11 protein-coding genes are annotated in these 11,213 nt (G+C 38.4%); 9 read left to right on the plus strand and 2 right to left on the minus strand.

What is annotated here, in order from left to right; all coding sequences use genetic code 11:
* The first annotated feature begins 721 nt into the window (after nucleotides 1-721).
* From BC349_RS06840 to BC349_RS06880, 9 genes are all read left to right on the plus strand, one after another.
* Nucleotides 722-868 carry a hypothetical protein gene (locus tag BC349_RS06840; RefSeq protein WP_187256020.1) on the plus strand — a complete coding sequence of 49 codons (147 nt, stop codon included), beginning with the start codon at nucleotides 722-724 and terminating at the stop codon, nucleotides 866-868.
* A 1-nt stretch (nucleotide 869) separates the two neighbouring features.
* The gene (locus BC349_RS06845) at nucleotides 870-3,062 is read left to right on the plus strand and encodes an Hsp70 family protein (RefSeq protein ID WP_187256021.1); all 2,193 of its coding nucleotides are present in this window, start codon (nucleotides 870-872) and stop codon (nucleotides 3,060-3,062) included.
* A gap of 10 nt (nucleotides 3,063-3,072) precedes the next feature.
* A complete protein-coding gene (locus BC349_RS06850; protein ID WP_187256022.1) occupies nucleotides 3,073-3,573 on the plus strand; it encodes a LysM peptidoglycan-binding domain-containing protein in 501 nt (166 codons plus the stop codon).
* Entirely contained in the window at nucleotides 3,573-6,002 is a 2,430-nt protein-coding gene (locus tag BC349_RS06855) for a hypothetical protein (RefSeq protein WP_187256023.1), read from the plus strand. Before BC349_RS06850 ends, BC349_RS06855 begins: the two co-directional genes overlap by 1 nt.
* Nucleotides 6,003-6,014: 12 nt before the next feature.
* A complete protein-coding gene (locus BC349_RS06860) occupies nucleotides 6,015-6,293 on the plus strand; it encodes a molecular chaperone DnaJ (RefSeq protein WP_187256024.1) in 279 nt (92 codons plus the stop codon).
* 6 nt (nucleotides 6,294-6,299) lie between these two features.
* Nucleotides 6,300-6,746 carry a nucleotide exchange factor GrpE gene (locus BC349_RS06865; protein WP_187256025.1) on the plus strand — a complete coding sequence of 149 codons (447 nt, stop codon included), beginning with the start codon at nucleotides 6,300-6,302 and terminating at the stop codon, nucleotides 6,744-6,746.
* Nucleotides 6,746-7,045, plus strand: coding sequence for a DUF6804 family protein (locus tag BC349_RS06870; RefSeq protein WP_187256026.1), 300 nt, complete (start codon nucleotides 6,746-6,748; stop codon nucleotides 7,043-7,045). The genes BC349_RS06865 and BC349_RS06870 overlap by 1 nt, the downstream gene beginning before the upstream one ends.
* A gap of 317 nt (nucleotides 7,046-7,362) precedes the next feature.
* Entirely contained in the window at nucleotides 7,363-7,950 is a 588-nt protein-coding gene (locus BC349_RS06875) for a hypothetical protein (protein ID WP_187256027.1), read from the plus strand.
* 223 nt (nucleotides 7,951-8,173) lie between these two features.
* On the plus strand, nucleotides 8,174-8,782 hold the full coding sequence (locus BC349_RS06880; RefSeq protein ID WP_187256028.1) for a porin family protein: 609 nt from the start codon (nucleotides 8,174-8,176) through the stop codon (nucleotides 8,780-8,782).
* 301 nt (nucleotides 8,783-9,083) lie between these two features.
* Here BC349_RS06880 and BC349_RS06885 read toward each other — a convergent pair whose 3' ends face one another.
* Together BC349_RS06885 and BC349_RS06890 are read right to left on the minus strand one after the other, a co-directional pair.
* Nucleotides 9,084-10,232 carry an IS91 family transposase gene (locus BC349_RS06885; protein ID WP_187256029.1) on the minus strand — a complete coding sequence of 383 codons (1,149 nt, stop codon included), beginning with the start codon at nucleotides 10,230-10,232 and terminating at the stop codon, nucleotides 9,084-9,086.
* A 3-nt stretch (nucleotides 10,233-10,235) separates the two neighbouring features.
* Nucleotides 10,236-11,177 carry a tyrosine-type recombinase/integrase gene (locus tag BC349_RS06890; RefSeq protein ID WP_187256030.1) on the minus strand — a complete coding sequence of 314 codons (942 nt, stop codon included), beginning with the start codon at nucleotides 11,175-11,177 and terminating at the stop codon, nucleotides 10,236-10,238.
* Nucleotides 11,178-11,213 lie beyond the last annotated feature (36 nt).

Below are 11,213 nucleotides of genomic sequence, written 5' to 3' on the forward strand. Positions count from 1 at the left end.
ATTGCTGTCAATTGGAATGAACAGCAAGAGCATCAGTTAGCCCTCATAGGTTGTAGCAATGAATGGCTAACAGGTTGTGGGTGCGGGAGATTCAGGTTGTATATGTCAAAGCCAATAGCAAGGTGGGCGACCTTATGTGAAAACATCCGTTGAATTGTATAGGTTACAATGTGCACGATACCCCCGGCTGCAAACTGCCACATAAAAGTGTTACACCGCCTGTTGTATGTTCGACTTGTCTTCGGCTCGGTAAGGTGGGCAGCAAAAAAGTAGATACATTACCAGGACACAATACCACCGCGTTACGGGGATGCAACTGATAGTGATGGTGTATGGTGGGGTGCATAATTATAAGTAAGAATATGAATATTGAACAGCCGCAGTTACTCTAATGTTTGCAGCGTTACGATTAAATGAAGCTCTGATGTATTGTTATATATGCTGAATGAATATGGGCAATAATCGTCGTTGACCGTTCGTATAACAGTGGTATTTGTATTACCAGGGCGGGACAATGGAGCTTCAGCATTAGATCATTGATGAGCATCGGCCCAGGCTTGTCACGGTTTCAATCGAGCTTTTGGTTATAAATATGGACATTAGTAAATAAAAGATCGGCTGAGCCGGGCGGGACGTTAGTAATGGCCCTGGCAATACAAATACCGAAACGTTAGCTGTCACCCTAAACCAGCGACAATCCATAAATTAAACAGACGAACGAATGACCAAACAAGCCAACGCTTCGGCAAAAACAAAAGAGCTGCAACCCACCGCACAAATCCAATGCTTTGCAGCACATTTGCTTTTGCCCCAACCGCACGAGAACAACCCTAAAACAAATTTGACAATAAACGATATTAAAGCATAATATGAAAAAAGCAATCGGCATAGACCTTGGGACAAGCAATTCAGTAATTGCATTTAAGGACACAGGTGTAAAAATTATCAGAAACAAAGAAAACGAAGAGCTGACACGTTCTTGTATCGGACTTAGAAAGGAAGAAATCTTAGTTGGTAGAACAGCCTATCAATTATTAAAAACTGACCCAATAAACACTATCCTTTCTGTAAAAAGACTAATGGGTGGTGCTATCAAAGATAAAATGGTGCAGGATATGATTGAAAGTCCGTATTACAAATATGGAATTACATCATTGAAAGGCGGAACTGACGATGCTGTTGCAGTTATTCTTGGCGGTAAACAATATACACCTGAACAGTTGAGTGCAGAGATTTTAAAGAAACTCAAAACCGATGCAGAAGAAAAATTAGGTGATGAAGTTACACACGCTGTAATTACTGTTCCTGCATATTTTACGGAAAAACAGAAAAATGCTACACGAATTGCAGCACAACTTGCAGGTTTAAAAGTTCAAAAATTATTAGCCGAACCAACGGCTGCCGCCATTGCTTACGGTGTGGACAATTTGAAAGCGGGTGATGCAAAAACGGTTTTGATTTATGATTTTGGTGGCGGAACTTTTGACCTATCCATTCTAAACATTGTGGACGGACAATATATGGAAGCCGGTACAGGTGGCGACCGTTGGCTTGGTGGCGATGATTTAGACAGAGCATTGCAAACGTATATACTCAAAAGAATTTCGCAGGACTACAACATTTATGACATTGATACTTTAATTGAAAATTTAGACCAGAAAAAAAGATTCCAATTTGACGCACAATTCAGAGATAACGTAGAAAACATTAAAATACAACTTAGTTCAGCAACAAATGCTCAACTGATAATGGACGGCTTTGAAGATGAAAACGGAGAATGGATTGATTTTGACCTTACCATTACAAGAGATGAATTTGAAAAGTTGGCAAAACCTTTCGTAGAAAGAAGCATTGAACTCATTGAAACCTTGCTTAAAGAAGTCGGTTACGACATTTCAATGATAGATAATATTTTGTTGGTTGGCGGAACTTCCTGTATTCCGTTGGTTAAAGAAATGCTTTCCCAAAAATACGGAAACAATAAAGTAAAAGTTTCCGAAAAACCGATGCTTGCCATTGCGGAAGGTGCAGGAATTTTATCGCACAGATTAGGCGATGAATACGAACCGCCTGTTAATGGAGAAATTGCTGTTGCTGAAATATCGTACAGCACCAACCACAATTATTTTATTGAGTTGAAAGACGACTATGATAAAATCATTGAAAAACAAATGCCTTTGCCTTGCAATGTTTTGAGAAACTACAAAACAACAGTCAATAATCAGAAAGTTGTCAAAGTTGGAATTTACGCTGATGTAGAAGGTGGAGAAAAAGAAAAACAAACAATGGGATTTTTTACCATTGAAGAAGATTTGCCTACAGGGAGCGATATAGTTTTGGATTTCACTTTGGGGATTGATGAAGTATTTGAAGTAAAAGCCTATCCAAAAACAAACAAAGCAAAGAGTAAAAAAATCGTTCTTGCAAGAGGAAACAAAGATTCCAAAACACTTGACTTTTTGTCAAACTCTTTGGAAAAAATATTGAGCAGTAATTTTACAGAAGCACAAAGAGATTATTTTTTTAAATCGGCTAAAAAAGAAATTGAACAAATCAACAGTCTTGGAATTGACAACTACGATTCAGAAAAATGGGACGAAATTGGAACAACCATTTTCACATCATTTGAGCAAGCCGAAAGAGTTACGGATAATGTTGATGAAGACCAATTAGCGATGCTGTTTGCAACTATTTTAATAGGAGAATATCCCGATTTGATTGGAACAGATGACAGCAACAGAATGAGAACATTGTTATCACAAGCAAAGAATGATGATGACCCATTATTGAAAATCCAATCAATGCAGAAGTTAAAAGCGATTACAGATGAATACCCAATTTTGATAACATTGTTTACCGTAAAAATGTCGTCTGAAAGTGCCGCAAAAGAAAATCCGAGTGATGGACACAGATTGTTGCAAATGCACGACCAAATTGTAAATCATTTCAGAAACCGAAGAAAAGACCAAGCCTTTGCTTTGCTTGATGAAGCGATTGAATTACGGGATAGATATAGTTCTGGTGGTTTAGATTTAGGAGGAAGTATTCATTTAGGAAGATAAGTAAAATTTTATGAATTACAACTGTCCAATCTGCAACAAAGCGGGTTTGCCCGACTACACAAAAAACAATGTGGTTTGTCCGCAATGCAATTCAGATTTAAAGGCTTTTATGCTTTTAAATTCTATTTCAAAACCGAATAAATCAAAAATCGGGACTTACCTCATTATTGGTGTTTCGTTGCTGTCAATCGTATTTTTAGGACTGTTTCTAAAATCAAATTCGGACAAAAAAGAATTGATTGCAAAAAATGTTGTTTTGAACGACAGCATTTCAAAAATGCAAATCGTTGATGTTGCAAAAGAAACAAAAGAAGAAATACAACCAATCGCTGAAAAACAAGAAGCAACGATAAAATATGTTGTAAAGAAAGGCGATTATCCGTACAAAATTGCACAGTTCTTTTACAATGACGGAAGCAAATACACACAAATTGAGACAGACAACAACTTAGAACAGCCTTATACTTTAAAAGTTGGGCAAATATTGACCATTAAAATTTTACAGGAATAATGGAAGTAATCATCGTTTTAGTCATAATTGCAGTTGTCGGGTATTTCATTTATCAGTCTTTGCCCAACACTAAATTTGAAAAAGCTCAAAACCTTTTCAATGCCCAAAATTACAATGACGCAATTAATATTCTGAATGATATTTTTGAAAAGCACGTTGACGCACCTGCAAAACTTGCAGAGTGTAAATTGAATTTGGGTAAACAGGCTTCGGGCAAGTCCGATAAGGTAAGGTATTTCAACGAGGTTACTGCATTAAGAAAAAGGATAATCAATTCAGCTTCAGTTACAAAGTTTGAAAGCGTTGAAACCAAAGCACTTTTTGAAATTGCTAAAATTCAATACGAAGAAGCCAAAGGCGATATTGACAAACTAAACCAAAACATCAAATTTATTGACACCGCCAATAAAAAAGGTTCTGAAACAGACTTTGCTTCATTAAAGAAAAATCACTTTTACTATTTAGCGGATAGCCATTTCAAAAAAGCAACCGATAAAGAAAAATCAGAAAAATTATCGGAAGCAATTCAGCAGTACAACACAGCCAAAGATTATGCTGAAAAATCGGGCAACAAGACTATTCAAAACAATTCTATTGCAAGAATTATAATTTGCCAACTCAAACGAAACGACAAAATCAATCTGAATAATGTTTCTGAAATTGAAAAATCAGATAAGAACTTTCAGAGAGAATTATACTACAGGTATGCTATTCAACTTTTAAAGAACAAAGAATTTTCGGAAGCCGAAAAAATCATTTCATCACATTTGAATTTTCAATCTTCGGACATAGACAAACTGAATGAAATTTTACAAGCCGAAAAGAATAATAATGCTGTCAAAAAAGTTGAAGAAATCAATACTTCTATAGAAGCATTATACAAAAACTCATTATCAACCGAAGAACTGAAAAAACTTTACGACAGTCTTGATACATCAGCCATTGAAGTAAAAGTATTTGACGAGCAACTTTCTGAAAGAATATCAGCCATAAAACCAACGTTATTTAACCGTTTGCTTACGCATTACATTTCGGCAGAGCAATATGGAAACGCAATAACGATTATTCATAAATTCCCGAAATTTTGGGAAAGTCCCGAATTGCTGAAAAACTTAGGCATTTGTTGCTATGGATATACAGCAAAAGGATTATTGACGGAAAGAAATTATCAAATTGTTATTTCAGGTTGGCTCACTTCTGTATTCTCTGATAAAGTAATTTTAAAATCATTAGACGACACTACTTGGGACGATAATTATACATTTTCACTCGCAGAAGCAATCGGTTCAAATTATTCACAGCACGATGAAATACCTGATAACGTAAATTATGATGAGATTTCTGAAACCAATATTTCAATAGGTGCAACACAAAAAGAACTTTTGCAACAATTTGAAGCCATTATCCATAAAGAAATTCAAGATGCCAACTTATCCAAATTAGTAAATGATTTTTACGACAGCGAGAAAGAAGCAATAGAAAACGTAATTGAAGTAGTTGAAAATGACATCTTTTTTGCTACGCCATATTTTGCAAAATCAAACGGAATAAACAATGAGATAATAGAAGAATTGGACAACGATTATCACAATTATTCTAACGAAAATGCTTTGGAGGCAGGTGTTCCGTATATTAAAAATTCAAATTCATCAGTTGTTTACCAATACTTTTTCGCTAACGATTTGGTTGATAGAGTAATTACTGCAATAAATAATGAAAATTTGGTTGCTCTAACGAGTTTAAACACAAAAGACAACAAACAATGGATTGAAAAATTTGATAACATTAGTAGCTCGGTAGAGGACAAAATCTTCAATGCAATAGCAAACAAAATTTCAGATGATGATGAAAATGAAAAACTAATCTCCGTAATGGAAGAATGTTTTTCGTTTTCAAGTCAAAATGAAAAACTGAAACATCAATATTCCAACTATGTAGCAAACTATTGTATTTCCAAAGTCAATGAAAACGAAATAGACAACTTCAAAGCGTTGTCTTTGATGAAAGGAGCTTATTTGCGTTCGCCTCATAATCCGAGAGTCGTTAAGAATTTTATCACTTTGATAAGATTTAATCTTATGGATATGCTGAACGACCGAACAAGAAAAACAACAGAGATTTACACCATTCTTGATTGGGTTAAAAACAATATGTCGCAAACGTATAAACAAAACAGCAACGAATTAAGCACCGCAAGACAAGAAATTTTGCATCAACTCAAACAAGCAGGAGCGGATATATCACTATTTGACGACAATTCCTTTGCTTCAATATTATCAGGACCATCTCTAAATTCACAAGGGTTAAAGATGAAAAAAGTATTAACATATTTGAAAGAATTAGGTAACGAACAGGAATCGGAAAATCGTTTAGATAAGTTAAGGAAACTACGTCAACAGTTGAATTTAGAAGATGATTTACCATTTTAAAATATTTGAACAATGAAAAATCCATATAAGATATTAGACTTAAGCCAAGATGCAGACAAGGCTGAAATTATGAAGGCTCAAATGTTTGCAATGAAGAAAAAGGAATTCTCTTTGCAGGAAATAGCAGTCGCAGCAAAACAATTACTTGACCCTGCAAAAAGATTAGCTGCTGATTTTAAGTTTCCTGCCAAAATAAAAGCCAAGCGAATACAAACTATTCAAAGCACATTGACACATAAAGAAATAAATACAGATGTTTTGAATGCAAACGCATTTGATTCATTAAAATAAAAAGCAATGAAAGAATCTGTAACCGAACTTGAACAGCTAATAGTTCAAAATTTGAAATCAACGAATCTTTTAAAGAATGAACTTGAGAAAAAGGAAAACGAAAAACACGATTTGCTCAAAGATATTTCATTGAATATTATTGACATCATTGACTCTTTTGAACGAATTGAAGAAAGCATTATTGAAAAAGAATACAACAAAATAGACGAAGTAAACAAAACAACAAGCCGATACAGAACCATACAAAAGAAACTTTTGAGCCTATTACAAAAACACGGTATTACAAAAATTGAATTTCCTGATAATCGCTTAATTGTTGGACTTTGCGAAGTTGTAGAAACTGAAGTAGACAGCAATAGAAAAAATGATGAAATAATTTCTGTTATCAGAAACGGATATATCAGAGGAAAAGAACTTATCAGACCTGCACAAATTATTGTAGTAAAAAACTAATGGACAAAATAATAAAAATAAGTTTAGCAATTTTATTCTTCGTCTGTTTGGTAGACTTTCCTTATGGCTTTTATCAGTTTGTAAGATTCGCAGGACTAATTGGATTTGGAATTTTAGCATATCAAGCACACGAACAAGGCAGACAAACAGAAATGATTATTTACTGTGGACTGGCTTTGTTATTTCAACCGTTTATCAAAATTGCACTTGGCAGAGAGATTTGGAACATAGTTGACATAGTTGTAGGAATTGGACTTTTAATATCAATATTTATAAACCCAAAAGAAAGCCCACGCTAAAGCAAGCACATTTGCCATTTGCACAAGCCAACACACAGACCTAAAATTGCAAAAGAGCTTGCTTTCCAAACGCACCAAAAGACACTAAAATGAACAGAAAACCAACATATTGTGAAGAAGGGCGAACAGCTAACAAGGTATTGCCAAAATGGCGGCAGAAGTGCTTCTATGAAACATTTGTGAAAGGTTCAACTGTTGTGCTACTATTGAACTTTAGTGCTAAAAATCCGCCACTTCGGCAATACCCAAACCGTTACCTGCAATGCTGCGGATACAACCACCAAGCGTAAAGGCAGAGAAAATTTAGCAACAATGATATGGACTTTCAACACGAGCAATCATGGGACATTTTGACGACAATCCTTGCTTTAAGGACAAACGTAAAAGATGCATGGAATAAGTTTATAGATTTTCATGAGCAAGTAGCTCCAAAATCATACTGGACATCATTGCGGCAATTGGATATTGAAGCCGAACAGGCAGAAATCGTTAACTGGCTTCAACAACTCGTAAATCTCAATCCCATCCCTGATAGTATTGTTGCCTTTTGGATTGGCATTCTAAAATTTGCTGACAACGATAAGGAAATTCCCACTATCTACTTCTCAGGTGCAGACACTTACGATAAAGATGATATTGATTGGGCTTGTGACCCTGCGTATTTTCCTGAAAACAGGTATGCACAACCAGGAGTGCTTCAGCAAATTAACGACATTGCAAGAACAGACGACGAAAATTATGAGTTCTTCGACTGGATATTGCCACTTGCTTATTGTGCTTTTACGTTTGACGGAATCTTCAGAACAAAGGTTGACAAGCAATTATTTCTAAAAAATAAGAGCGAAATTTTCGTTGCTGTTGGACATGATAGCGGTGACTACATTGACCTGACACCTATCAAGTGACAAAGCACATGCAGGTAACAAGGGCATTTGGCTTACCAGGGCGGGACGTTGGAACTTCAACAGTAGATCATTGATGAGCATTAGTCCGAACTTGTCACGGTTTCAATTGGGCTTTTGGTTATAATTATGAACTTTTGAAATAAATTTATCGGTAGGCCGGGCGGGACGTTAGTAATGGCCCTGGCAAGCCAAATCCCTAAACGTTGTACGCAACTACTCGCTTATGAAAAAGACATCACTTTTAGTATTTGGACTTTTGCTCTTTGTTTATGGTGCAAAAAGTCAATCTCGGATTGGTCTGAAAGCAGGTTTCAACTTGGCAAATCAAACGAAAACAATGTCAATCCCGCAAGTGCCGACCAGTGAACAAAATACTGAAACATTGATTGGCTATCAATTCGGAGTTTTCTACAAGACAATGTTGTCGAAGAATTTTTCCCTGTCTGCCGAACCAGCTTTTTCTGTAATTGGTTCAAGCATGACGTTAGTGGCTTCTGACGGAAAAAGCTATGAAACAGATGAAAAGTTAGGGTATATAGAATTGCCATTGACACTTCAATACTCATTTAACAAACTCTATTTCGGAGCAGGTCCAAGCGTCGGACTTAAAGTATTTTCCAAACTCTCAGGTTTTGAAAACAGGAATTTTGATATCACAAGTTACAAGTCTATAGATGCAGCAGGGAATATTTTAGTAGGATATGGTTTATCGAACAAAATTGACATAAATTCTCGATACATCCACGGTTTCATGAACATAATTAAAGACCCAAGCTATGCTAAGACAAAGAATAAATTTTTCAACCTTTCAGTTTTATTCTATCTAAAATGAACACCGCTGCGTACAACAACTAAGCTTCGTCGGGTGCGAAGCGCCAACGATGAAGCGGATGTTGCACGGAACCTTGGTAGCCGGGCTATTACTTATGGGGTTTGAATAGTAGAAGTTACTGGTTTAAGAAATGAAAACCGGAGGATTAAACTGATCTGGAGTTGCATGATGGATTTACTCCCTTCAAAAGGATAGCTAATTTTATTCCGGATCAGGATTTTCTATTGATTCTCCTGGCAATCATGCAATGTTTTCATAGGTAATGGATATAAAATTCCCAGGCCTGTTCGGCAATCAGCTTTCAAAGGGTCGTCTTTACATTTGATGTTACCTGGTTCAATATTGCAATAGGTGGTCCCCGATGATCAAAATCCATCACGTGTTGCATGCGGCCTTTTTTGCAACAGGGACAGCTGGCTTCAATTGGTACGGATAGTTCTGCAGTAGGTTGCTCTTTTTTGTTGCGGTTCTGCTTCGGAGTTAATTGTTCCCGGATCGTTGGAAGTGATGTCTGCTTTACCGCATTACTCAACATCCCATAATGCCGAATCCGCACAAATCCTTTAGGCAGGATGTGCAGCGCAAAGCGCCGGATAAATTCTACTGCAGATAAACACATTTCTTTTTTAGTACCTGCCTGTCGGTAATCCTTGTAGGTAAACTGAACAGTTTGATCATTGACTGCCGTGATGCGATGATTGCTGATCGCAATCTTATGCGTATAGCGTCCCAGGTATTCAATCACCTGGTCAGGTCCACCGAAAGGACGTTTGGCATACACTACCCAGGGGGTAGCAAAAAGCTGGTTGAAAAATTCCGGTGGCTGCTCCGGAAACGCTTTTCGCAAGGCTGCTGCATACCGGGCCCGGAATACCGCACTCAGGGCTTTTACCGGATAGAGGAACTTGCCTTTGCAGCGGGTGCTTTTCCAATGGCCCGTAGAAGTGATACCCCCACCCGGAACGATACAATGCAGGTGCGGATGCAGGGTGAGTGTTTGTCCCCAGGTATGCAGGATGCTGATCATACCGGTTTGAGCACCAAGGTGTTTTGGATCCGATGCAAAAGATTGAATCGTACTCCAAACGGTTGAGAATAGCAAACCATAAACAACAGCCGGTTTATGCAACGCCAGTTGATTGATCGCCTCCGGTAATGTAAACACCACATGATAGTACGGAACAGGCAATAGTTCTTCCTGCCGGGCCGCCATCCAGGCTTCCCGCTGCTGTCCCTGGCACTTGGGACAGTGGCGATTGCGGCAACTGTTATAGCTGATACGCAGGTGCCCGCAACTATCGCACTGATCAATATGCCCGCCCAGTGCTGCCGTTCTGCAGCGCCGGATCGCATGCAGGGTGCGCCACTGCCAACTGTTTAAGGATAGTTGCTCATTTGCTCGCTCCCAGTGCAGGTTCAGAATAGTGGCCAGTTCAAAAGCCGGTTGCACGGTTTACCTGCCGTAAAGCTGATCCAGCACGCTGAGGGGTGGTCGATCAACGGGTTGCGCAACATGTAAATAAATCATCGTGGTATCGATGCTCTCATGGCCCAAGAGTTTTTGGATGGTCATGATATCGATGCCAGCTTCCAATAAATGCGTGGCATAGGTATGACGAAGGGTATGAACCGATACTTCTTTTTTAATGCCTGCCTGTTTGACTGCCTGGGTAACGGCCCACTGCACACCACGTTGGGAATAGCGGCTGTCAAAATCGCCTCCTTTGCGGCCTTCAATTGAAGGATCGCCTTTGCCATTGAAGAGCCACTTAACAGGACCTTCGGCATCGATGTATTTTTGAAGTCCGGCTGCCAGTACCGAGCCAATAGGAACATAGCGATCTTTCTTGCCCTTGCTTTGCCGGATGTGCAACATGCGGCGGTTCAGATCAATGTCTTTGAGTTGCAGGCTACGCACTTCCATACAGCGAAGGCCACAGTCATACAGTAGAGCGATCAGGATCCGGTGCTTAAGCAAAGTAGGTGTGTGCAGCAGCCGTTTTACTTCTTCCCGGCTCAGAATTACCGGAAGTTTTTCTTCCCGTTGAATGGCAGGCAGGGCAATGCGTTTGTCATCCAGTCCTTCCAGCCGGAATACAAACCGAAGGCCATACACAGTGTGTTTGAAATAGGATTCCGAAGGCGTGTTGTGTTGTTGCTGCAGGAGATACAGGTAATCTTCAATCTGATCTTCATCGAGTTCAGTAGGCAGCGTGTTGAAATGTAAGGCCATCTGTGCCAGGTGCCGGGCGTAATTGTTGAGGGTGCTTTCGCTTCTGCCGGATGTCTTCATGCGACGCTTGAGCCGCTTGAATAAATCATGAAAACCAGTTACATTAGCACATGCCTGGGCAACCAGTGTAGAGGGACGCGGAGAACGGTTTGTAGTAGTCATAAATTTTGATTTTTGTTATATCAAAAAGCTACAAAC

Source organism: Flavihumibacter stibioxidans, assembly GCF_014332695.1.
Classification (GTDB): domain Bacteria; phylum Bacteroidota; class Bacteroidia; order Chitinophagales; family Chitinophagaceae; genus Flavihumibacter; species Flavihumibacter stibioxidans.